The 24039-nt window shown below is 64.4% G+C and carries 15 protein-coding genes and 3 pseudogenes; 12 read left to right on the top strand and 6 right to left on the bottom strand.

Features of this window, described 5'->3' with window-relative positions; genetic code table 11:
- The first annotated feature begins 161 nt into the window (after window positions 1-161).
- The 11 genes and pseudogenes from tssB to LGR69_RS25910 all read left to right on the top strand — a co-directional run bounded on the left by tssB (window position 162) and on the right by LGR69_RS25910 (window position 17522).
- Window positions 162-686 carry a type VI secretion system contractile sheath small subunit gene (tssB, locus tag LGR69_RS25960; RefSeq protein WP_230367868.1) on the top strand — a complete coding sequence of 175 codons (525 nt, stop codon included), beginning with the start codon at window positions 162-164 and terminating at the stop codon, window positions 684-686.
- A 52-nt stretch (window positions 687-738) separates the two neighbouring features.
- The gene (gene tssC, locus LGR69_RS25955) at window positions 739-2250 is read left to right on the top strand and encodes a type VI secretion system contractile sheath large subunit (protein ID WP_230367823.1); all 1512 of its coding nucleotides are present in this window, start codon (window positions 739-741) and stop codon (window positions 2248-2250) included.
- Between the two features lie 155 nt (window positions 2251-2405).
- Window positions 2406-2888: an Hcp family type VI secretion system effector gene (locus LGR69_RS25950; protein WP_230367822.1), complete on the top strand. Its 483-nt coding sequence runs from the start codon at window positions 2406-2408 to the stop codon at window positions 2886-2888.
- Between the two features lie 119 nt (window positions 2889-3007).
- Window positions 3008-3556 carry a type VI secretion system baseplate subunit TssE gene (gene tssE, locus LGR69_RS25945; protein WP_230367821.1) on the top strand — a complete coding sequence of 183 codons (549 nt, stop codon included), beginning with the start codon at window positions 3008-3010 and terminating at the stop codon, window positions 3554-3556.
- Between the two features lie 34 nt (window positions 3557-3590).
- Window positions 3591-5537, top strand: a complete 1947-nt coding sequence (gene tssF, locus LGR69_RS25940) for a type VI secretion system baseplate subunit TssF (RefSeq protein ID WP_230367820.1) — start codon at window positions 3591-3593, stop codon at window positions 5535-5537.
- Window positions 5534-6559 (top strand): type VI secretion system baseplate subunit TssG, encoded by a 1026-nt coding sequence (gene tssG / locus LGR69_RS25935; RefSeq protein ID WP_230367819.1) that lies wholly within the window; start codon window positions 5534-5536, stop codon window positions 6557-6559. Before tssF ends, tssG begins: the two co-directional genes overlap by 4 nt.
- Window positions 6556-9333 (top strand): type VI secretion system ATPase TssH, encoded by a 2778-nt coding sequence (tssH, locus tag LGR69_RS25930; protein ID WP_230367818.1) that lies wholly within the window; start codon window positions 6556-6558, stop codon window positions 9331-9333. Before tssG ends, tssH begins: the two co-directional genes overlap by 4 nt.
- 310 nt (window positions 9334-9643) lie before the next feature.
- Window positions 9644-9894, top strand: a pseudogene (locus tag LGR69_RS25925) (IS3 family transposase); the annotation flags it as partial.
- Window positions 9895-10303: 409 nt separating this feature from the next.
- A complete protein-coding gene (locus tag LGR69_RS25920) occupies window positions 10304-12019 on the top strand; it encodes a ShlB/FhaC/HecB family hemolysin secretion/activation protein (protein ID WP_230367817.1) in 1716 nt (571 codons plus the stop codon).
- Window positions 12020-12061: 42 nt separating this feature from the next.
- Window positions 12062-15541 (top strand): beta strand repeat-containing protein, encoded by a 3480-nt coding sequence (locus LGR69_RS25915; RefSeq protein ID WP_230367816.1) that lies wholly within the window; start codon window positions 12062-12064, stop codon window positions 15539-15541.
- Window positions 15542-15647: 106 nt separating this feature from the next.
- Window positions 15648-17522 (top strand): caspase family protein, encoded by a 1875-nt coding sequence (locus LGR69_RS25910; protein ID WP_230367815.1) that lies wholly within the window; start codon window positions 15648-15650, stop codon window positions 17520-17522.
- Window positions 17523-17607: 85 nt separating this feature from the next.
- On the opposite strand, the pseudogene tnpC reads toward LGR69_RS25910, so the two are convergent.
- A pseudogene (tnpC, locus tag LGR69_RS25905) lies at window positions 17608-18537 on the bottom strand (IS66 family transposase); the annotation flags it as partial.
- Between the two features lie 18 nt (window positions 18538-18555).
- On the opposite strand from tnpC, the pseudogene LGR69_RS25900 reads away from it, so the two are divergent.
- Window positions 18556-18811 (top strand): annotated as a pseudogene (locus LGR69_RS25900) (transposase); the annotation flags it as partial.
- A 343-nt stretch (window positions 18812-19154) separates the two neighbouring features.
- On the opposite strand, the gene LGR69_RS25895 reads toward LGR69_RS25900, so the two are convergent.
- The 5 genes from LGR69_RS25895 to LGR69_RS25875 form a co-directional block, all read right to left on the bottom strand.
- A complete protein-coding gene (locus tag LGR69_RS25895; RefSeq protein ID WP_230367814.1) occupies window positions 19155-19667 on the bottom strand; it encodes a hypothetical protein in 513 nt (170 codons plus the stop codon).
- A gap of 349 nt (window positions 19668-20016) precedes the next feature.
- Window positions 20017-20691 (bottom strand): serine hydrolase domain-containing protein, encoded by a 675-nt coding sequence (locus LGR69_RS25890; RefSeq protein ID WP_230367813.1) that lies wholly within the window; start codon window positions 20689-20691, stop codon window positions 20017-20019.
- 124 nt (window positions 20692-20815) lie between these two features.
- The gene (terL, locus tag LGR69_RS25885; protein ID WP_230367812.1) at window positions 20816-22231 is read right to left on the bottom strand and encodes a phage terminase large subunit; all 1416 of its coding nucleotides are present in this window, start codon (window positions 22229-22231) and stop codon (window positions 20816-20818) included.
- Window positions 22228-22725, bottom strand: coding sequence for a DUF5681 domain-containing protein (locus LGR69_RS25880; RefSeq protein WP_230367811.1), 498 nt, complete (start codon window positions 22723-22725; stop codon window positions 22228-22230). The genes terL and LGR69_RS25880 overlap by 4 nt, the downstream gene beginning before the upstream one ends.
- The gene (locus LGR69_RS25875) at window positions 22715-23908 is read right to left on the bottom strand and encodes a DNA modification methylase (protein ID WP_230367810.1); all 1194 of its coding nucleotides are present in this window, start codon (window positions 23906-23908) and stop codon (window positions 22715-22717) included. Before LGR69_RS25875 ends, LGR69_RS25880 begins: the two co-directional genes overlap by 11 nt.
- Window positions 23909-24039: the final 131 nt, after the last annotated feature.

Raw genomic sequence — 24039 nt, 5'->3', positions numbered from 1 at the left:
TCTGACCGATAATAGCGTTCTCGGTAGCATCCGCCTCTTGCGTGGTGGTGGAAAATCTGTACGACTGCCAAGCATAGCGTAGGGGCTGGAATCTATGGACCCCGTGCTGGATACCGGTCTAAGTCCCGGTTTTCTGTATTGATTCCATCGAAAGAAGCGCTCTGATGGCCGATTCGAGTCAAAAGTTCATCAAGCGCAACCGACCTCCGCGCGTGCACATCACGTATGAGGATCCCTACGACGCGGAGCGCAAGGTCGAGTTGCCTTTCGTCATGGGTGTGCTGGCCGATCTGTCGGGCAACGCCTCAACGGTCGAGAAGCCGGACATGGCCGATCGTGATTTCCTTGAATACGATATGGACAACTTCGAGAAGCGAATGGCTGCCGTCGGGCCCGCGGTGCGCTTCAACGTCGAGGATCGGCTGACGGGCAGTCAGGACAAAATGTCGGTCGAGCTGCATTTCCGGAAGATGGACGATTTCGGTCCTGCCGCGGTGGCGCGTCAGGTTCCCGCGCTCGCCAAACTGCTGGAAGCGCGCGAGCAGCTCTCCAACTTGCTTCGCTACATGGATGGGAAGGTCGCGGCGAGCGATCAGATCAAAGCTCTCCTCAAGGATCCGGCCCTGATGGAAGCCTTAGCCCAGCGGCTTGTGCCGACCGCGTCGCCTGAGTCCTCCGAGTCCTGAGGCGACGCGCGCCTCGCCCCTCACTCCATTCCGAACCCTGAAAGGCGCATCGATGGCCGCCGGAAATCCCGAGTTTGCGCAAGGCGCCGCGTCCGCGGAGCAGCAGACGGCGGACGCGAGCGAGTTCGCGGACCTGCTGAAGCAAAGCTTCAAGCCGCGCACCGAACGCGCGGCGACAGAAGTCGAGAACGCTGTCGGTACCCTGGTTCGAGAAGCCCTGTCGAACACTGCGCTGATCAAAGAGGACGTCCTCGATACGATCGAGGAGATGATCGCCCGCATCGACGAAAAGTTGACCGCACAGGTCAACACGATCATCCACGCGCCTGAGTTTCAGAAGATCGAGAGCGCATGGCGTGGGCTGAACTATCTCGTGTTCAATTCCGAGACGGATTCTACGTTGAAAATTAAGGTTCTGAACGCTTCGAAGCAGGAAGTGTTCAAGAACTTACGCCTTTTCACCGGCGCTCGTTGGGATCAGAGCCCGCTATTTAAGAAGGTTTACGAGTCCGAGTTCGGTCAGCTGGGCGGTCAGCCTTATGGATGTCTGGTTGCTGATTACGCTTTCAGTCACCTGCCGCAGGATGTACAATTGCTGCGTGAGTTTGGGAAGATCGCGAGCTCCGCACATGCGCCGTTCTTCGCTGCAGCCGATCCCACCCTTCTCAGGATGGACGCCTTTACAGAACTCGCCAACCCGCGAGATTTAGGGAAGATCTTCGATACGCCCGATTACGCCCAGTGGAAGAGCCTGCGCGAGTTGCCAGACTCTCGTTACGTCGGGCTTTGCATGCCGCGAGTGCTTTCCAGAGTCCCCTACGGGGCCAAGACCGAGCCGGTCGAGGAGTTCGCGTTCGAGGAGGAGACGGACGGTCATTCCGGCGAGAAGTATGCCTGGATGAGCGCGGCCTACGCCATGGGCGTGAACATCAATCGAGCGTACAAGGATTGCGGCTGGACTGTGCGGATCCGCGGGGTTCAGTCGGGTGGGGAGGTGATCAACCTGCCCTGCCACACCTTCCCAACGGATGACGGTGGCGTCGATCTCAAATGCCCCACCGAGATCGCGATCAGCGATCGTCGCGAGGCGGAGCTGGCAAAATCCGGATTGATTCCGCTGATCCACCGCAAGAATACCGATAAAGCCGCCTTTATCGGTGCGCAGTCACTATACAAGCCCGGGTCGTATTTCGGTCCGAACGGTGTCGATCAAACCGCGTCCGACAATTTGTCGTCGCGCCTCCCCTACATGTTCGCGGTGTCGCGCTTCGCTCACTACTTGAAGTGTATGGTCCGCGACAAAATCGGCTCGACGAAGGAAAAAGACCAGCTGACCCGCTGGCTTCAAGAATGGATCAACGAATACGTTGATGGCGATCCAACGAATTCGAGTGAGCAGACCAAGGCTCGCAAGCCCCTCGCTGCTGCCCGGGTTGATATAGTCGCTGACGAGGAGAACCCCGGTTATTACTCGGCAAAGTTCTACCTGCGGCCACATTATCAACTCGAAGGCATGGATATCGGTATGAGCCTCGTCTCGCGGCTGCCGCCACTCCAGCAATGACAGCGCTTGGGTCAGGCATGGCTCAGATACGAGGCATGAAGATCTAGCCTTTTCCTCTCGTGATTACCCTCTGCCGCCCCACGACATGTGGCGCGTTTTGAAGTCAAGTCAGATACATTTACAGATCTCGGACAGGAACGGGAGGAACCTGAGTTATGGCCGTCGACATTTTTCTGAAGCTTGAGGGGATCAAGGGCGAATCGCGCGACGATAAATACAAAGACGAGATCGATGTCTTGGCGTGGTCCTGGGGCGCCGCTCAGTCTGGCACCACGCATGTCGGGTCGGGGTCCGGCGCCGGCAAGGTGAGCGTTCAAGATCTCAGCATCACGAAGTACATCGACAAATCCAGCCCAACTCTCTTCCAGCATTGCTGCGCCGGCAAGCATATCAAGAAAGGCAAGCTGATCGTCCGCAAGGCTGGCGATAAGCCGCTCGAGTACCTCACCGTTGAGCTTGAGGACATCATCGTCTCTCATCTGTCCATGGGCGGCTCCGGCGGCGAAGACCGGCTCACCGAGAACGTGACGCTGAATTTTGGCACGTTCCATGTGAAATATGCCGTCCAGAATGCCGACGGCAGCAAGGGAGCCGAAACTGAGCACAAGTGGCACATCGCTAAGAACGTCGCCGGCTGAACCTCGTTCGGCACCCCACTCCGGCCTGGCGTGCGGTGCCGGGCCGGAGGGAGATGCTGGTGCCCGAGTGCGTCGACGCTGCCACGACTCACTGAAACGGGCGCATCAGGAGCGATGGTATGAACGCCAAGACCGCAGGAGGTCGAGCCCGCAACCCGTTGATGGACGTCTTCCGCACCGCTAACAGCGCCCGGGACGCACGGCTGCGGATCGAACGCCGTGACGCGTCCGGTGGGCGCATCGTTTCCGGACACGGGGCGCATCCTCGCTCCGCCATCAACGCCGGCGATCTCCAGCGCAGCGTCTCCACCGACCTCGAGCGTCTGATGAACACCGTTCATCTCGCGGCGGACATCGACCTCTCGGCCTTCCCGCATGTCCGTCGCTCGATCCTCAACCATGGCTTCGTGGATATCGCCCGCATGTCCATCGACGACGCCGCCGTGAATGGCATCGCCATGGAGATCGAGTTAGCTTTGAGGACCTTTGAGCCGCGGCTGGCGCCGAGCTCCATCGTGGCGCGCCGCGACGATGCCGCCGATCCGAACGAGCTGAAGCTGCGCTTCGTTGTACGCGCCGAGATTCGGGCCGACCCGCTCAACGTCCCCGTGGAGTTCATCGCCGACCTCGAGCGCGACACGGGACGCATCAAGGTCGCCCGGCGATGAGCCAGGCGCGTCCGAATGGGCCGGGGCACTCCGCATGAATCGTGAGTTCCTCGACCTCTACAATCGTGAACTTGGTTTCTTGCGCGAGCACGCGCGCGAATTCGCCGACGAGTTCCCGGGCATCGCCGAACGCCTCGGCGGCTTGGTCGAGAATCAGGCTGACCCGATGATTACCGGGCTGCTCGAAGGCGCCGCTTTCCTCGCCGCACGGGTCCAGCTCAAGATCAAGGATGAGTTTCCCGAGTTCACGCAGAACCTCTTGGAACAGCTCGTCCCGAACTATCTCGCGCCGACGCCATCGATGATGCTGGCGAAAGTCAACCCCGCGTTCGGCGACCCGGGACTGCGCGACGGCCCGCTCATTGCCCGGGGAGCCAATCTCGACGCGACCTACCGCGAGCGCGAGCGGCAGACCGCGTGCCGCTTCCGAACGACCGACGACCTGCGGATCTGGCCGTTCGACATCACCGCCGCCGACTATTTCGGCCATCCTGCCTCACTCCAGGCGCTCGGGATCGGCGGTGGCGATGTCGCCGCGGGGCTGCGGCTTACCCTCGTCCACCGCACCGGGCAACCAGAGAACGAGGCGACGAAGCCCTCGGAGGATCCACAGACGTGGTTCTCCGGTTGCGCGCTCGACACGTTGCCTGTGCACCTCGTCGGGCCCGAAGCAGACGCGGTGGCGATCTACGAGCAGATCCTTGCCGACCGCCTAGGCGTTTACCTTCGCTACCTGGACGGGTTCGGCGATCCGGTGCTCGTGCCCCTGCCCCTGGACGCGGTGGAGCCGGTCGGCTTCGGTCCGGGCGAAACTTTATTCCCGAAGGACAATCGCCTCTTCGATGGCTTCGACCTTTTGCGTGAGTACTTTGCTTTCCCGCGCAAGTTCCTTGGCTTCAAACTGACGGGCTTGAACCGGGCGCTGCAGGGGGTGCGCGCACGCGTGCTCGACGTCGTTTTCACCTTCGACGAGGCCAACCCTCGCCTCGGCTCGGCCGTACGCCCGGACGCCTTCGCCCTCTACGCCGTGCCGGCGGTCAACCTGTTCGAGATGAGTCTGGATCGGGTCCCGGTGCGGCCGAACCAACACGAGTACCACCTGGTGGCCGATCGCAGTCGGCCCCTCGATTTCGAGCCCCATCGCATACTCCAGGTCTACGCCCACCAGCCGGAACGGACGGGCAAGACGCCCGTCCGGCCCCTGTACGCCCCCGCACAGGCGAGCGAGACTACGGGGCTGTTCTACACCGTGCGGCGCATGCCCCGGCGGCGCACGAGCAAAGAGCGGCAATACGGATCGACCTCCGACTACACCGGCACGGACTTGTTTTTGTCGCTGATCGAGCCCTCGGGGATCGACGGCGACGGCGCTGTCGCCGAACTCAGCGTGCGCGCCCTCTGCTCGAACCGGCACTTGGCTGATTTGCTGCCGGTTGGGGAGGCCGGCGCCGATTTTCGCCTCGCCGACAACGGTGCCTTGGACGTGCTCTGCCTCGCCGGACCCACGCGACCGCGTGAGCCGGTCGTGGCGCAGATCCGCGGCCGGTCTGAGACCTTGTTCACCGGCGCCGTATCGTGGCGGCTGATCAGCCTGCTGAGCCTCAATCCGCTGGGCCTCGTCGAACCGCGCGCCGGGCGAGGGGCGGAGGCCCTGCGCGAAACCTTCATGCTGTTTGCCGACCTCGCCGACAGCGCCGTCGAGCGACGTATCCGCGGCGTGCGCAGCGTCGACAGCCGTCCCGTGGTGCGGCGGCTCCGGCAGCGCACTGGCACCGGCGCCGCCCGCGGCACAGAGGTGACAGTGACCCTCGACGACAAGGCGTTCGAGGGCACCGGCCCCTACCTTCTAGGCGCGATCCTCGATCGGTTCTTCGCGGAATACGCCTCGCTCAACCACTTCACGCAGACGGTGATCCGGACGGCCGAGCGCGGGGAGATCCTGCGCGGTCCGCCCCGGGTCGGTGGCCGGAGGCTCTTGTGAGCTTCGCGGACCGCCTGCTGGCGGAGCCCTGGGCCCACGACTTCCTGGCGACCCTGCGGCGGGTCGAGCGCAGCTTTCCGGACCAGCCGCGGATCGGCGACAGCGGGAGCCGGCGCGACGACCGCGTGACGCTCGGACAGGACCCCTACCTTGCGTTCCCAGCCTCAACCATCGCCGCGGCGGAGCGTGACGCGGCGCGGGGCCTGCACCTGCGCGTCTGTTTCTTCGGACTGCTCGGACCGCAGGGCGCCCTGCCGCTCGCCCTCACCGACGAGACCTACGGTTGGCTGCTGGAGCACGATGACGCGCTGCCGCGCTTCCTCGACGTGATTAACCACCGCTTCATGCAGCTCTTCTATCGCGCCTGGGCGGACGCCCGCCCTATCGCGCAGCATGAGCATCCCGGAGCGGACCGTTTCGAAGGCTATGTGGGGGCTGCAGCAGGGCTCGGCTCCGCAGCATTCCGCGGCCTCGACGCGGTTCCGGATGCGAACAAGATCGCCTTCGCGGGCCTGCTCGGTCCAGCCGCCCGCTCCGGCTCCCGCCTGCGCAACGCCGTGGCGGGCCTTTTTGGCATCGCAGTCGAAGTCGAGGAGTTCGTCGGTACGTTCCTCGAATTCGAGCCCGGCGACCGCTCCCGGCTGGGCGGCGCCAACGTCGGGCTCGGGCAGGACCTGCTGCTCGGCAAGAGCGTGTTCTCGGTGGAGGACCGCATCCGCCTGCGCATCTACGCGGTCGACCTCGCCGAATACGAGAGCCAGCTGCCGGGGGGCGCGCGCTGCCGGCAGCTGGCCGACTTCATGCTGTTCTATCTCGGCGACGAGCTCGAGTGGGACGTAGAGCTCGCACTCCCGATCGCCGCCGTCGAGCCTCTGCGTCTCGGGGCCTGCGGGCGCCTTGGCTACACCAGCTGGCTCGGCAGCGGAACCGACCCCTCGGGCGCCCCCCACCGGCGCGACGCCCGTTTCCACCCCGCCGAGCGCGCTGGCCGCACGGATTACCGCGCAGGGAGCGCATCGTGAGCGACATCAGCAACGAGACCGTCACGGGCAAGCTCAACCGCGTCGGCTATGACTGTTTCTTCCAGGCGTTCCAGCGGGCGCGCGCATCTGGCCACAGCAACGTCGAACTCGCCCATTTCCTGGCTTGCCTGCACATGCAGGACCGATCGGACTTCGCTCTCACAGCCGACAAATACGGCCTCGACCGTGGACGGCTGGGCGCCAACCTCGTCAAGGCGATCGATGCTCTGCGGCCCAAACAGACGGAGATGCCCATCATCTCCGACGGCATCATCGCCTTGCTCGACCGCGGCTGGCATTACGCGACGCTGATGTTCGGCGAAACCCAGATCCGCTCCGGGCACCTGCTTGTCGGTGCGCTCAAGACGGACCATCTGCGCCGCGCCCTGCTGTCTCTCTCGCCCGAATTCGGGCGGATCCCGATCGACACGCTGACAGAGGAGCACCGCACGATCTGGGCACGCTCCGACGAGGAGAACCTTCGACCGATGGACGGCGCTGGGGCAGTCGCAGCAGGCGCGGCAGGGTCGAGCGCACCGAGGGGCCAGACCGCTCTCGATCGCTTCTCCCAGGACCTCACCGCCCGGGCGGAAGCTGGCGAGATGGACCCGATCCGCGGCCGTGACGAGGAGATCCGCCAGCTCGTTGACGTGCTGATGCGCCGCCGCCAGAACAATCCGATCCTCACCGGCGAGGCTGGCGTCGGCAAGACCGCGGTGGTGGAAGGCTTCGCCCAGGCGATCGCCTCAGGCGCGGTGCCGCCGACGCTGCGCGGCGTACGCCTCCATGCTCTCGACATCGGATTGATGCAGGCGGGCGCCGCGATGAAGGGCGAGTTCGAGCAGCGCCTGCGGTCGGTCATCGACCAAGTGCAGTCCTCTCCGACGCCGATCATCCTGTTCATCGACGAGGCGCACACCCTCATCGGCGCGGGTGGGCAGGCCGGGACGGGCGATGCGGCCAACCTCCTCAAGCCGGCGCTGGCGCGCGGCACCCTCAAGACCATCGCGGCCACAACCTGGGCCGAATACCGCCAGTATTTCGAGAAGGATCCGGCGCTGACCCGCCGCTTCCAGCCGATCCAGGTCGGCGAACCCGGGGTTGCGCAGGCGGGCGACATGCTGCGCGGCCTGCTGGCGCCGATGGAGAAACACCACGGCGTGCGCATCTCGGACGCGGCGGTGGTCGCGGCGGTCAACCTCTCCCACCGCTACATCCCGGCGCGACAACTCCCCGACAAGGCGGTGAGCCTGCTCGATACCGCGAGCGCCCGGGTGGCGATCAGCCAGACCGCTGTGCCTGCATTGATCGCGGACGCCCGCGCGGCGATCCGCGCCAAGGCGAGCGAGCGTGTCGCGCTCGACGCCGACCGCGACCTCGGCATCGACGACCCGGACAGGATCGCGGGCCTCGACGGCGAGATTGCCGGCCTGCGCGAGCGCCTCGCCGAGCTTGAGAGCGCCTGGCACACCGAGACGGCCCTCGTAACCGAGATCCGGGCGCTGCGAGCGGCGCTGGCAGCCGAGTCTGGCGCCCTCGATGCCGCGGCTACTCGACAGGCAACCGAGCCGGTCGGGGCGGCGCTGGAAGACGGGCGTTCAGAGGGCGGGCCTCCCCCGGGTCCGCCGCAGCCCCAGGGAGCAGAGGCGTGCCGCGCCGCGCTCCGGGACAAGGCCGCCGCGCTCGAAGCGATCGAGCCCGAGGCGCGCATGATCTACGATCACGTCGACGAGCAGGCGGTGGCCTCCGTCGTCTCGGACTGGACCGGAATCCCGGTCGGCCGGATGGTGCGCGACGAGATCGCGACGGTGCTGCGTTTGCCGGAGATCCTGAACCGGCGCGTGGTCGGCCAATCGCATGGGCTCGCGATGATCGCCAAGCGCATCGAGACCAACCGAGCCAAGCTCGACAACCCGAACAAGCCGATTGGCGTGTTCATGCTCTGCGGCCCTTCCGGCGTGGGTAAAACCGAGACGGCGCTGGCGCTGGCCGAGGCCCTCTACGGGGGCGAGCAGAACATGATAACCATCAACATGAGTGAGTTCCAGGAGGCGCATACCGTCTCGACACTCAAGGGCGCGCCGCCCGGCTACGTTGGCTACGGCGAAGGCGGCCGGCTCACCGAGGCAGTGCGGCGCAAGCCCTACAGTGTGATCCTACTCGATGAGGTGGAGAAGGCGCACGGCGACGTGCATGAAATCTTCTTCCAAGTGTTCGATAAGGGTGTGATGGAGGATGGCACCGGCCGGCGGATCGATTTCAAGAACACGCTCATCATCCTGACCTCGAACGTCGGCACAGATCTGATCATGCAGTTCGCGCAGGACCCGTCCTACGTGAGCGACCCGGAAGCGCTGGCCGTGGCTTTGCGCCCACAGCTCCTCAAGGTTTTCCCGGCGGCGCTCCTCGGCCGGATCGTGACGATCCCGTACTTCCCGCTCTCGCCCGACATGCTCGGCGGTATCGTCCGCCTCCAGCTCGACCGTATCGGCCGGCGCGTACGCGAAAACCACGGCGCGGCGTTCACGTATGATGAGGCCGTGGTCGCGCACATCGTCGCGCAGTGCAACGATCCGGATTCGGGCGGGCGGATGATCGACAACATCATCACGAATACGCTGCTGCCGGAGCTGTCGCGCGAGATTCTGATCCGGTCGCTCGCGCAGAAGGAGGTGGCAGCAATCGGGGTTGGGATATCGGAAGGACAGTTCGCCTACCATTGGTCGGAGACCGATATGTCGCCGAGCGTGGATCAGCGGCCTCCAGCGCCGTGAGTTTCGATGGAGAACCCTCTCGACGGTCAGGCATGCGGCCGCCTCGTTTTGCAGGCACCATCGAGGTTCGGTCGTCCCGCCCGGTGCGAACGACTGGGGCGCCCTCCGACTGTTCAACGCCCTAACGCTCGTCCTGGCGGGCTGACGCTCAATGTGACCTGACCCGCCAAACCGGCTCACGCCGAGCGCAAGATTTTCGGGCATCCTGAACCTTGAAGGAGGGTGGGTGCCAGGCCTCGCAAACGCTTCGCGAATGAGCGGATCGCCTTCGCGGTAGGCGGAGAACGGCGCCTCGGTCGACAAGGTCTGTCAGAAGATGGGCGTGCCGGAGCACCACAAGCGTACCTACCGGATCTGCCGCGACGAGGAGTTGTCGATCCGGTTCGAGCTGCCCAAGCGCTAGCGGGCTCGTCGCTATCGCCAGGGACGGCCGGCCATCGGTGGGCCGAACGAGGTCTGAGCAAAGATTTCATGTCGGACCGCCTCTTCGACGGGCCCCCGTTCCAGATCCTTAGGGGCCAATGCACCTCATCAGAGCCTCCCCGGTTGCGCGTCCGAGCCGCAAGCCCAGCTCTCAGGCTGTGGCGGATTAAGCACAGCCTGCCATTCTTGGCCGTGCTGGCTCCGCCAAATACCGCATCCATCCGGAAACGTGGTAGCTTAACCGCATGAAATCAGTGTAAGTCGCAATTGCTTGCAGTCGATAGTTGTGCTGCTGAGCCGATGTGCCAATTCTGATAAAATTACACCGACCTTAGAACGCTGTGGCGTGATGTGCTTGCAAAATCGGGGTCGACTAAGTAATTTTTAACGATATCGGCTAAAGCAATAAGTTCAATCTCAGTATTCGACATGTGTTTTCGGCTTTCAACGAGTTTGGACTGGGCGACTAAGAATGCCTGACTCTCGGCTTTACTCTCGCCGAACGGCCGGACGCGGCACGCCTCTGGCACGATCTGCGCTCCTCTGGATGGCGATCGGGTGCGCCGGCGCGGGGCACGCGGCGGCTCAGACGGCCAGCCAAGTCACGCCGTCGACTTTCCAGCCGGCCCAGACGGGACGCGGCGGCGGCCTTGTGTTCTCAGGCCAACCCGGGCTCGGCACGCCAGCCGGCGCCGAGCGCCTGAGCGTGCGCCTGTCCGGCGTCACAGTCGAGAACGCGCCTCCGGGCTTCGGCGCCGAAATCCAGGCGCTGGAGGCTCGTCTCGCTGGGCGCACGATTCTAGCGTCCGAAATCTTCGCCGCGTCGCGCGAACTTGAGGCGGCAATCATCCAATCGGGCGCGGTGCTCACGCGCGTGATCCTGCCCGCGCAGACGCTGCGCAACGGCCAACGCCTCCGGCTCGTCGTCGTGAACGGCTATGTTGATCGGATCGATTTCCAGAACGTGCCGGAACCCGTCCGGGCGCGCGTGACCGTCTTGCTCGAACCGCTCATCGGACGGCGTGACCTGCAACTCGGCGAGATCGAGCGCCGCCTGCTTCTAGCCGGTGATACTCCCGGCACTGCCCTGCGCTCGACCTTGGCGCCGAGCACGGCTCAGGGAGCGACCACCCTCGTCGTCGAAGCGCTCTACAAGCCGGTCACCGGCTTCTTCGGCGGAGACAATACCTTCGGCTCTACGCTCGGCGGCTTCTCGCTCAACGGAGGCTTCGACTTTAATACGGTCTTCGGTCTCGGCGAAACGATTTACTTCCGCAGTTTCGGCTACCCAGGCGGAAACGACACCCGTGGGACGGGCAGCCCGTTCGGCGAGTACCCTCGCCTGCGCACCTTCGCCGGCGGCTTCATCCTGCCGTTGGGGACAGACGGCCTGACCTTCAACTTCGAGGCGGTCAAGAGCCAGACGACGCCGCGCCTCACCAACAACGTCCAGACGGCGAGCGACTTCGAGCGCTACTCGTTCCGCTTGCGTTACCCGTGGCTGCGAAGCCGAACGGCCAACTTCTACACGGAAGGCGCGCTCGATGTGACGCGTGACGAACTCGGCTTGCTCAATCCTCCGGTCAACACGCCGATCAGCCTCGATCGGCTGCGGATCGTCCGTTTGAGCGGCCTCGGCGACATACGGTTCGAGAGCGGCGGCTTTCTCGCCGGCAGCGCCACACTGTCGCTCGGGATCGATGGACTGGGCGCCCGCTCCGCCGCCGACGCAACGCCCACATTGCCCCTGTCCCGGATCGGCGCCAACGCGGACTTCCAGAAGTTCGACGCGCTGCTCTCGTACACCCAACCGTTATTCGACCCGCTGATCCTCAACCTGTACGCCCGCGGTCAGACCTCGTTCGGGCAGGCGATGCCGCGGAGCGAGCAGATCGGCTTCGCGTCGTTCTCGGAACTTTCGACCTTCGACGCCGGTAGCTTGGCCGGCGACAGTGGCGTCGTGTTCCGCAGCGAGCTGGCCGCCCCCTTCGCCTTCCGGCCGGAAGGCATCCCGCTCTCGGTCGCGCCCTACGTCTTCGGCGCCGTGGGCGCGCTTTACCTCGAGCGGCCGTCTGCTGTTGAGAAGCAGGCCGGCCTGGCGGCCCTCCACGTCGCCTCCCTGGGCATCGGCGTGCGCTTGGTCAGCCAAGCCGCTCCGACAGACACGCTGACCTCTCTCACGCTCGAGTTCGGCCGGCGGTTCCGCGACGACACACTGCCGGATGCCAACCGCTTCACGGTCGTCGGCTCGATTCGCTACTGAGCCCGCTCTGCCGCCACGCAGCCGTCTTCCTGAGTCCGCCCGATGAACCGCACCTGCAAAACCCTGATCCAGGCGCTTCTGGCCGGCACTGCGCTCACGCAGCCGGGTCCAGTGCGCGCCGGCGAATTGCCCAGTGGCGCGACCACGGTCCAGGGCAGCGTCGGCATCGCGACACCGTCCGCAAATCAGATGACGATCCAGCAGACGACGCAGAATGCGATCGTGAACTGGCAGAGCTTCTCGGTCGGCGCGGGTAGTCGCGTCGACATCACCCAGCCTTCGACCTCGTCGGCGCTGCTGAATCGTGTCAGCGGATCGGCGACCTCGACGATCGCGGGCCAGATCAACGCGAACGGCCAAGTCTACCTCGTCAACCCGAACGGCATTGTGATCACCCCGACCGGCATCGTGAGGGCGGCGGGCTTCGTGGCCTCGACCCTCGATATCGCGGACCAGGACTTCGTAGCGGGTCGGCGGGTGTTTCGCGGCAACGGCCAGTCGGCGGCGGTCACGAACCAGGGTACGATCGAGATCCAGCGGGGCGGCTACGCCGCGCTGCTCGGTGGCCGGGTCGAGAATTCCGGACTCATCAGCGTTCCAATGGGCCGCGTCGGCCTGGGCGCTGGCGAGCAGGCGACCCTCGACCTGTCCGGCGACGGCTTCCTGCAGGTTGCGCTTCCCTCGAAGGGTGATGGCTCCGATGCGGCGTTGATCCAGCACAGCGGCCGGATCGCGGCCGCGGGCGGTCAGGTCGTCATGCAGGCAGCCACCGCCCGCGACGCGGCACGCAACGCCATCAACCTGTCCGGAGTCGTCGAGGCGCGCAGCGTAGGTGGGCGCAACGGCGCGATCGTGCTTGGCGGCGGCGACGGCGGCAAGGTCACGGTCTCGGGCCGGCTCGATACCTCCGCACGCACCGCCGTGGCCCGGGCGACCGCTCGGCCGCCGGGACGCGGCGGCACGATCACGGTGACCGGCGACGACATCCAACTCAAGGGTGCGGCCCTGCTGGCTGATGGTCAGGCGGGCGGCGGCACGATCAGCGTCGGCGGCGGCTTCCAGGGCCAGGGGCCTCTCCAACGGGCGACCACCACCACCGTGGACTCAGCCACCACGATCAGCGCGAATGCCGGGCAGACGGGCAACGGCGGCAACGTCGTGCTCTGGTCGGATCACCGGACGGATTTCGCCGGCCGGATAAGCGCGACGGGCGGGGCGCAGAGCGGCGACGGCGGTCAGGCCGAAGTGTCCGGCAAGATGCTCCTCGCCTACACTGGCTCGACGGATCTCACCGCCGCCAAGGGCACATTCGGGACGCTCCTGCTCGATCCCTACAACGTCACGATATCGAGCGGGGCCTCAACGGGGACAGGCTTCACAGCCACGGGCAATGACTCGGTGATCAATGCCACGACCCTACAAAACGCGCTTCGCAGCGCCAACGTCACGGTGACGACCGGTGGCTCAGCCAGCCCCGGCACGCAAGCCGGCGACATCACCGTCGCGGCGCCCTTGACCTGGGGCAGCGGCACCGGCGGGACGGCGACGACGCTAACCCTCAACGCCTACCGCTCAATCCTCGTCAACGCGAACCTCACGGTGAACGGCGACGGTGGGCTATCGCTCAACACGAACCAAGGCGGGACAGGCGGTTTGCTGAGCTTCGGCACCGGGGCGAGCGCGTCGTTCACTGGGGCGAACGCCAGCCAGACCCTGCAGGTCAACTTCCTATCCTACACGCTGGTGAGCAACGTGACGCAACTCGGCGCGTTGCTCCTCAACCCCAGGACGGCCGGTAGCCGGGTTGCCCTGGCGACCGATTTCGACGTGAGCGGCGCCCTACCCTTGTCCGCGCCGGTCAACACCTTGCCAAACGGCACCAGCGTTGATTTCTCGGGGATGCTGCAAGGTCTAGGTCACACGATCAACGGGCTGACTGTCAACGCGTCGGGTCCCTATGCCGGACTGTTCGGCCGCGTGCAGAATGCCACGATCAGCAACTTGAATTTGACCAATCTAAACGTCACCAGCACCTATGGGGGTACCGGAAACGTTTTTGTCGGAGGATTGGTCGGCGAAGCGGTGAACTCCAACATAAGTGGAGTTACCGTTAGCGGAAACATATCCGGTTCCACGCGGTCGGCATCGGCTGGATTTAGCTATGTGGGCGGCTTGGTCGGAATTAATTCTGGCCAGATCACGCAATCCAGTTCGAGCGGCGTCGTCAGGGGCGGTGTCGCCATTGAGGCCGAGACCGGCGGCCTCGTGGGCCGAAATCTGGATCCGGGTTCGATCGTGCAATCCTTTTCGTCGAGCAACGTCATCGGAAGCGCAGCGTCCGGCATCAGTGCGGACACAGGCGGCTTGATCGGGTGGAACACCAGTAGTGGGGCGGTCCGACAGGCGTATGCGACCGGTACCGTTAGGGGCGGCGACGTTTCCGGCGATGGCAGTTCAAGCTTCACCGGTGGACTGATCGGCTATAATACGGGCAGCGGTGTTGTTCAGCAGGCATACGCGAACGGCGCGGTGCAGGGGGGCAGCGCGACGCAGACGAGTGCGACCGGCGGCCTCATTGGAAATCTGTCCGATGGCTCGCTCGATCAAACATTCGCCACCGGACGCGTTACGAGCGGCAGCGGCTCGACTGTATCCACCGGAGGGCTCATCGGGTTTGCGGGTTCGAGCAACGTGAGCGCATCGTACTGGGACTTGACGAGCACGGGTCAGACGGCCGCGGCAGGCAATGCCACCAGCCTCTCCGGTGCGGCCGGCCTCACCACCACAGACTTCCAGAACGCGTCCACTTTCGTGCAACGTGCCACCAACCAGGGTTACGACTTCCAGACCGTCTTCAATCCGCCGAGCACAGGGGCATACCCAACCCTGCGCGGCGTGCCACGCACCACGACTACCACCGCGAACAACGCTACCCGGGCGAGCGATCTCAATAGTGCGAGCGTTACTCCGAACGTCACGACGATCGTATCGGGCTCCACCACGCCGACAAGCACACCCAAGGACTCGATCGATCTTGGGGGAGGAAGCTCGTCGAAGCCCGTGGCGGCGGCGCCGGCAGCCTCGGGCGGAGGCGGCAGCGCGACGCGAGCCACGGCCCTGAGTACGCTCACCAACGTCGTCTCGGCATCGAGAGTTCTTGAATCGAAGTTTGGAGGCTGCAATAACTCGGGTAGTGTTGGACTGGGTGGGGCAACGAACTGTTTCGGCAACGCCCTCGATGCCTTCGCGGACGAGCTGGACCTCCAGGCCCAGCAGCTGCCGCCCGCCTTCCGCGGATTGCCGGCCGTAATCCGCCAAGCAGCGAGGCAAGTCAGGGCAGCCCGCACAGTGACCGAAGCTCGGGCGGCCGTGCAAGTGGCCTTGGTGGCGGTGAAGAAGGCCATCTCGCTCGTCCGGGCGGATGATCCAGCAGTAGCGCGTATCCAGGTCAGACAAGGCAATGCGATCTACACTGCCCTTCAAGTGGCCGACAATCGCCTCTCGCGGGCTGTCGGACTCTGATCGCTCCGGGGGGAAGCTCGGTCTCAGCCGAGTGGTCGGCGTCCTCGCCTTGTTCGGGACGTTGACCCTCGGTGGCGCTTCAGGGGCGACCGCAGCCGACAAGCGCGTGGCGCTCGTGATCGGAAACGCCGCTTACGCGACGTTCAAACCGCTGAAGAATCCAGCAAACGACGCAGTCGACGTCGCAACGGCGCTGAAGCTCCTCGGCTTCAAGGTGATCAAGGGTCAGAACCTTAAGCGGGGCGAGATGCTGGAGCTTCTCAGGCAGTTCCAGGCCGAGGCCAAGGATGCCGACGCGGCGGTCTTCTATTACGCAGGGCACGGCTTCCAGGTCGATCAGAAGAATTATCTTGTCCCAGTCGACGCCGTGATCACGAAGGCGGCCGATGTGCGGAGCCAGACGATTGATCTGCAAGACCTCACAAAAGGCCTTGAGAGCGACCGATCCAACCGTCTAATTTTCCTCGACGCTTGCCGCGATAATCCGTTGCGGGGAAAGCCCGGCGAGGCCGGTGCATCCGAGACGGCGCAAGATGGGCTTGCGCGTCTCGGAAGCGCGGCAGGCTTCCTGTTCGCCTACGCAACGCAGCCGGATAACACCGCCTTCGATGGTGGCGGTCGCAACAGTCCCTTCGCGCAGGCGTTTCTCAGCCACCTGTCTATGCGAGGGCAAGACCTCAGCACAATGATGATCGAAGTTCGGAAGGACGTCATCGCGGCCACCGGCGGGTATCAGGTTCCCTGGGAGAACTCGTCGCTGACGACCCAATTCTTTTTCTTGCCTGGACAGCCTGCTCAAATCTCGCCTGAGACGCAGCTCTGGCAACTTGCTGCTTCAAGCCGCGACGCAAGCCTCCTGCGCGTCTACCTCAGCCGCTACCCGGAGGGGGCGCACGTCAACGAAGCGCAACGGATCGTAAAAATCGCATCGCTTGAGCCGGACGGCGTGAGTGCACTGCGGAGCACTTCAGATGTCGCCAGCATTTCCGATGATCGGTTGTGGGACCTTGCTCAACGTTCACGGATCCGGGCGCTAGTCGAGTTCTACGTCGACCGCCGGCCGGATGGCCGCCACGCGGTCGCCGCCCGTGAGTTGCTTCAGACCCTCCCTAGCGCCGAGGAGGCAGATCTGAAGCCGGAGGTGGTCTGCGATCGTAGCGCAACCCATCCGCGCGACGCGACTGCCGACACGCCCGGCGTACCGTTGGCGGATTTGGCCCGCAATGGTGATGCGGCAGTCGCAGCGTGCCGCGCGGCTCGTGAGGCGCATCCCGAGATGCCGCACTATGCGGCGCTCCTCGCACGCGCGCTCGCCGCCACCGGACAGCGCAGCGATGCTATCGAACTGTATCGGACCGCTGCCGCACAGGGGGATCTGCGCGCCATGGTGAGCCTCGGTCTCATCCTCGAGACTGGCGACGGTTCGCCTCGCGACCCAAAGGCTGCCTACGACCTCTACACGCGAGCGGCCGAGCGCGGTAGCCCGGACGGCGCCATCAACCTGGCTGTCGCACTGATGGAGGGCACCGGGATCCCCCGGGATCCAGCCCGTGCCATTAATCTGTTGCAGCGCGCCTCAGCGGCAGGATCCGCGATTGCCACCTACAATCTTGGTGTGCTTACCGAACGCGGCGTCACAAAAAGCGGCTCGGCCCTGCGATATTTCGTGCGTGCCACCGAACTCGGCGATCCTCGCGGATTCCTCTCAGCCGCGATCCTGCTCGATGAGGGCCGAAGCGTCGCAAAGAACCCAGCTGATGCCGCCGAGATGCTCCTGCGCGGCGCCGCCGCCGATACAGGCGAAGTGATTGAGCAGATGGTGCGGCGCTCTCGGACATGGTCCCCCGACACTGTGCGCGTCCTCCAGAGTAAGCTGCGGCAGGCCGGCTACTACAGCGGTCCTATCGACGGCCAAGGCGGCCCCAAACTGCGTCAACCCCTGGAAAAGTGGCGCCTTACAGGAACGCTCTTTCTTCAATAGAAAGTATAGATCCGATCTTCATACGATACTATCTTGTTACAGCCGCCATTCGGCTGGTAATTACCCACGCGTCTGATGGCAGGGTTCAAGCGCCGATAGTTTTGAGGATTGCGCCGAAGGGACTGCTGCCTGTGATGCGCGCCGCGGTGTCGACGACGGTGCGGATGGCGGCCTCGCCCTCGGCCGCCCACATGGCGCGATAGCCGTTGGTCACTTTCCGTTGGACGACAGCCGGACGAAGCAGCCGCTCGGAGCCGTTGTTGGTCGGCTCGGCCTTTCCGGAATAGGCGAGGAACACCAGGAGCTGATCGCGGGCGCGGCTGATTTTGGCCTGCAGATCGTGGGTCAGGTCACAGCGGCTCGACGTGGCCAGGATGGCGCCGAGTTGCCGATCCAAGGTCCGACGCTTGGCCGAGAGGGTCGAGGCAGCCAACTCGGTGACGCGCTCGGCCAGGGCGAACATGCTTCCCAGCCAGAGCTGCAGGCGCCAGGGGACGGGATCGTCGCTGACCTCAACGACGTAGGCGACGTCGCGCGCCAGATGCGCCAAGCAGGTCTGGTGCTCATCCGCGTGGCCTTGTTGGGCCGTGTAGCGATCCGAGATCCACACCGCGGGCCGGTGGCCATCCATCATCTCCCGCACCACGACGGCGCCGCGCGTCGGCGAGGCGGTGTGCACCACGGCTTGCGCCCAGTGGAGCACTTAGTGGTAAGCGTTCGAGCCCTCGATCCGCACGCCGAACTCGTCGCAGGCGACGACCTCGGCCTTGCGCAGGGTCGCGATGGCCGCGTCGCGACCCGGGTCGAAGCGGCCCTGCGCGCGGCGGAGCAGGTTCATCAGCCCGCCCTGGCTGAGCGTCAGGCCGAACAGGTCGGAGAGCGCCGCCTGCAGCCGTTCGTACGAGAGCGCCTGGAAGGTCTTCAGGTACGTCGCCACCGCATGCAGCCGTGGGCCGAAGGGCGTGCCGCGCGCCGCCTCCGGCACCGGTGCGATCACCCGCTCCCCACAGCTCGGGCTCCGTTCGGGCACTGAAAGACCACCACCGTCACGGCCGCGCCCTGCGCACCAGCGGCCTGATCGCCACCACGCTGGTCGATGGAGCCACGAACGGCGAACGCTTCCGCACCAATGTCACTGACACTCGGGTCCCGGTGCTGAAGCGGGGACGACGCCGTCATCCTCGACAACTTCCCAGCCCACAAGGTGACCGGTGCGCGCGAAGCCATCGAGGCTGTCGGTGCCAAGCTCCTTTACTTGCTGCCTTTCAGTCGATTTTAATCCGATAGAGAGTAAGCGCTGTTTTTAGGCCACGCGCCCGATGAATGCCGAAACTACCTTACCGCCACAGGATACGGTGCTTATGATCCAGCATGATCGGATGGCGCTCTAGGAAGGTAGGATGGGGCCGAGCCAAGCGGTCCGGACGCGCATCGGGGGCGCGTTTGCCCCATTTGCGGATGATCTCGGTGGACACGCTGCATCGCTTGGCCAGCAGCATAAACTCGGACGGGTGATGCAGGATAGTTTCTCTAAATTCCTGCGGTTCCAATTCAATCCTCGCTCTAACTTGTTTAATTTCAATGTGCCTTTAAAATTGAATTTTACTATTGACGGGACTAAAAAATATTAATTCAAACTTGTCTTACCAAAATATCACCCAGCGCTATGGTGACGATAGAAGTTGATCCATTAGCGGCCTTATCTCCCAGCCCTGGAATGAATATTTGTGTGATCGTGGGCGGGGGCACCCAAAGCGGCTGGTCGGCACTAGGAGAGACTCTCTCGTCATCTTTTCGCATGTCCTGAATGGTGCCGGGCCCTATGAAGGCAGTCAGTGATCCTACCACCTTTGCCTTGACGACCAGATCACAGGAGCCCCCCCATTGACGTGCAATTGCGCCGTATTGACGCCAAACTTCTGATAGCGCTGAACCCGAAGCGCAAGCGCGACGGGATATTTCCTCAAAATCTGCTTCAGAAATCCACCAAGGTGAAGTTAATACTTCATCATCGCTCAATACGCGGCCCTTTACAGTTCTATGGCCGATTTTATATATTTTTGTACCAGCTGATAGCTCTATCTTTGATCTTACGATCATTCCACGACTTGGTCTCTTCGCGACATGTTCATTAAGCGCAGGCATTGTGAATACCCTTAAATTTAATTAATGTTTTGAGGTCTTGCGTGGTGCAATGCGACAACATCGATTAAGTCGGGCACGGCATAGTGATGCCGCAGTTAAATCTGACGATAGTCGATTTTCGAGCATGATTCTGATCCGGTCAACCTAATTAGTGCGCGAAGTTCGGATGGAACGGCAAAATGCTTAAGTTCTCTAAAGGGTGTTTTTCACGTCTGGTCGAGATTGCGCTAATTTAGCGATTTTTACATAGTATGTGATGCTAAAAATAGACATCATATGTGCCATTTTGTGCGAAATATTGACGCAACAAAGTATTTTGTTTTGTATCTACCAAGCATTTTATTTCTTGCTATCTAAGTTTGGCTAGCATCCGGAAGTGGGTCTCGACCATGCCGAGCGGCTTGAGGAGAACATTCTCGATAACCTTTTGCAGGTCGGCTTCGCCGGCTACCTCCATGACGCGGCCGAGTACGTCCGTGGCGTCTGGGTAGTGCGAGATCGTACCTGATTGGTGCTGCGGCGGCAGTCGCGCGATCCGCTCGGCGAAGGCGGCGTTGTCGAGAACCTGGCTGAGCAGGCCGTCGGCCTCGTAGGCCCGGCGCGTCAGCCCGTCGCCGAGATAACCGTAGGCGATCCCGGCGGTGTGGCGCAGGAGGTCGTGCACGGTCGGCACGGTCGTCGCCGGGACGCGCGTACCGTCGGAGCCCGACAGGTAGAGTTCGTCGAAGGCGGGGATGAAGTCCGCGACCGGCTGGTCGAGGCGTAGTTCGCCGCGTTCGGCCAGCACGAGGGCGGCCACCGAGACCACGACTTTGGTCATGGAGTAGATGCGCCAGATCGCGTCGGTCCGGAGGGGATCGCCCGCGACGGGGTCGCGAAAGCCCGCAGTCCGCCGCCAGATGTCGGTGTCGTGGCTACCGATCAGCAAGTCGGCACCGGCGATCGCGCTCGCCGCGACGTCAACTTCCAGCCGGTCACCGAGGCGATCGAGAAGCAGGAGCGAGAAGGTCGGAGGGCTGCGCATGGAGCCTGTATAGGGCGCCCGGCGGCGGCGGCGAACAGAACGGGGCGGGAGCGTCGACCATCGCCAACGCCCCCACCCACCGCCTCGGACCTAGGTGCTCGCAGTAGAGGCCCAGTTCGGTGTCTTAATCGTCGAAGGAGCGGATGCGCGGACCGGCGTCGAGGTCGTCGCGGGCCCAGATCAGGAACTGGCTCATGCTGTCGACCTGATCGTCGTGCCGGCCGTGGGGGAACGCCAGGACCTCCTTCTCGAACTCGCCGAGCCAGGCTGCCTGCTCGGGCAGCAACACGCGCCCGCCCTCGATGCTCGCCGCCTGCGAGGACGCCCGAACGATCTTGTCGCCCTGCGGCTGGACCGCGATCGCGAACACCTCCCCGGAATACCGCAGGTCTTGGACGAGGTGCTCCCCGGACGCCTTGTCCTCGATGAGCACGCCGTTCGGGCGCCAACGCGCGTTCATCTCGATGATCTTCCGGCGCAGGTCGGGGTAGCCCAACCGATCCCGGAACACGTCGAGGAGATAGTAGGCGCCGCCGCGCACCAGCCACGTCGTACATACCGAGTAATCGTTCAGTTCGCCGGCCTTCGAAGCCGTGTCCCAAGATTGAAAAACCTGATCGTCGCCGTAGGAGCCCGGCGCCGGCATCGCGCCGAAGCGCGGAAACCACGCCAGGTCGAACATGTTGCCCCCGGGCGGCACCGGTTCCTGCTGATACTGGGCCGCGAAGTTGAAGCTTCCCATGGTCCGCCGCTGCTCCTCGAGCACGGCCAGCGGCTCGCGCTCGGGGTGAAGCACCTCGCCCCTCCGGCGGTGATGGACCCGCCCCTGACCGATGGGGATGAACTGATCGGCCTCGGCGATGGCCGGAAGGTTGAGGACCGTCCAGCCGCCCTGCTCGAGCAGGTGACCGGTCAGATCATCGACGTGAAGACGCTGCATCACCAGGATGATCGCGCCGGTGGTCTTGTCGTCGAGGCGCGAGAGCAGGGAGAGGTCGTACCAGTCGTTCGTGGCGCTGCGGACCGCCTCGGACAGCGCGTCGGTCGGCTTGATCGGATCGTCGAGGATGATGATGTGGCCGCCGCGGCCGGTGAGCACGCCGCCGACCGAGGTCGCCATCCGGGAGCCGCCGCGGGTGGTCTCGAACTCGCTCTCGGTGTTCTTCGCCCCGCCCAGGCGGGTGCCGGGGAAGAGGCGCTCGTACCAGGGCGCGCGCATCAACATGCGGGTCTGGTTCGAGAGCTTGACCGCCAAATCCTGGGCGTAGCTCACGCAGATGATCCGCCGGGTCGGGTCGCGGCCGAGCATCCAGGCCGGGAATGCCACCGAGGCGCACAGCGACTTGGCGCTGCGCGGGGGCACGTTGATGATCAGCCGCCGGATACGGCCGGCCATCACTCCCTCAAGGTGATGGGTGATCGCGTCGAGGTGCCAGTTCGACGCGAAGGTGTCGCCCTGGACCACGGTGCCGAAGGCCTTCTGGAGGAAGAAGCCGAGATCCTCGCGCAAGAGGTGATCGAGCAGGGTGGGCGGTGTCACGCTGCATGGTCCTCTTGGTCAGAGATGCAATTGGGGGTGAGATCGAGACCCTGGGCGGGATTGGCGTTGACGGCGGGCGCGCTGGCCCGCTCGCGGGCGAGGAAGCGCGCGACGATCGCCTGGTCCTCGGCGGAGAAGGGCGTTGCCGCCTCGAGCGCCTCGGCGGTCGGGGGCGGCCCCTCCAGCAGGCCGAGCCGATGGGCGAGCGCCAGGAGTTCGCGCAGGGAGCGCGCTTCGCCCTTGGCGGCCTTGTTGACGTTGGTGATGACGATCAGGTCGAGCTTGGTCAGGGTGCGGGACTTGCCGCCCTCGACGACGGTGACCGTCTGCGAGAACTCCCGCTTCATGGCCTCCTCGATCACGGTCTTGACGTCGCGGGCGCCCTTGGCCCGCCCGCGCGGGTTGCCGGACTGGCCGGGCTTGAACCGGGTGTGGGCTGGCGGCCGGCCGTAGCCGACCTCGTAGTCGCCGGTGGGCTTGGTCTTACGCGGCATCGCGGTCCTCCTGGTCATGGTCGGCATGGGTGGCGGTCTCAGCCCCGTTCGCCGCGCGGAGAGCTGCGAGTTCGGTGAGGGTCTGGCCGGTGGCGGCGAGACGCGCGGGCTCGCCGGTCAGCCGCTCCAGGCGGCGCAACGCGACGTCGACGTAGACGGGGTCCAGTTCGATGCCGCGGCCCTTGCGCCGGGTGCGCTCGGCGGCGAGCAGCGTCGTGCCCGAGCCGCAGAACGGGTCGAGCACGACCTCGCCGCGGGCCGAGACGTCGCGCAGGGCGTCGGCCACCAGAGCCACCGGCTTCACGGTAGGATGCGCGGCGAGATCGGCGGCGCGGTCGCGGTGAAAGGTGTTCTGGCCGGGATAGTCCCAGACGTTGGTACGGTTGCGCCCGTGCTTGCCCAGCTCGACGTTGTTGCGGTGAGGCGCCCTACCGGCTTTGAACACGAAGACCAGCTCGTGCTTGGAACGGTACAGCGAGCCCATGCCGCCGTTGTCCTTGTTCCAGACGCATAGGTTCTTCAGTTCGTAGAGCTCGTCGGCGGCCGCGAGCATCTCGCCCATGTGCCGCCAGTCCATGCATTGGAAATGCACGGACCCGTCGGCGCTGTGGGCGACCAGATGTTTGAAGGTGGCGCGCAGGAACTCGGTGAAAGCCGATGTCGTCATCTCGCCGGAAGCCATGGCGAACTCGGCGTGGCGAGCCTTGCCCAGCCCCGAGACGTGACCGCCGACCTTCACGTTATACGGCGCGTCCGCGAACACGACTGCGGCGCGCTCCTCACTCAGTAGGGTGGTGTAGGACGTGGCCTCCAGCGCCGAGCCGCAGAGCAGGCGATGGGCGCCGCAGATCCAGAGGTCGCCGGGGCGACTGATCGGCTGACCGGTCCCGGGGTCCGCTCCCTCATCGTCAGGATCGACCAGGCTCTGGCCAGGATCCAGGATGGCCTCGATCTCCGGGACCTCGAAGCCGGTGATCTCAAGATTGATGTCGAGATCCTGCAGGCTCTCGAACTCGATGCGTAGGCGGTCGGGATCCCAGGTGGCGAGTTCGGCCTGCTTGGTGACGGCGAGGCGGTAGATCCGAGCCTCGACGACGCTGAGATGGTCCAGGCAGATGGTCGGGACTTCGGCGAGACCGATCTGCCCGGCGGCTAGGAACCACTCGTGCCCGACGATGATCAATCCGGTGGAATCGACTTGAATCGGTACGAGGAAACCGAAGGTGCCGATTACTTCGGCTAGAGCACTTTCGGTTTGGGCTGAGTCGGATGCCTGGGGTTCACGCGGGGCTGTTGGGCTGATTCATTGCGCAC

This window comes from Methylobacterium brachiatum (assembly GCF_020523825.1).
GTDB lineage: Bacteria > Pseudomonadota > Alphaproteobacteria > Rhizobiales > Beijerinckiaceae > Methylobacterium > Methylobacterium brachiatum.
The sequence above is the reverse complement of the archived record's forward strand: the minus strand, read 5'-3'. Positions and strand labels throughout refer to the sequence as shown.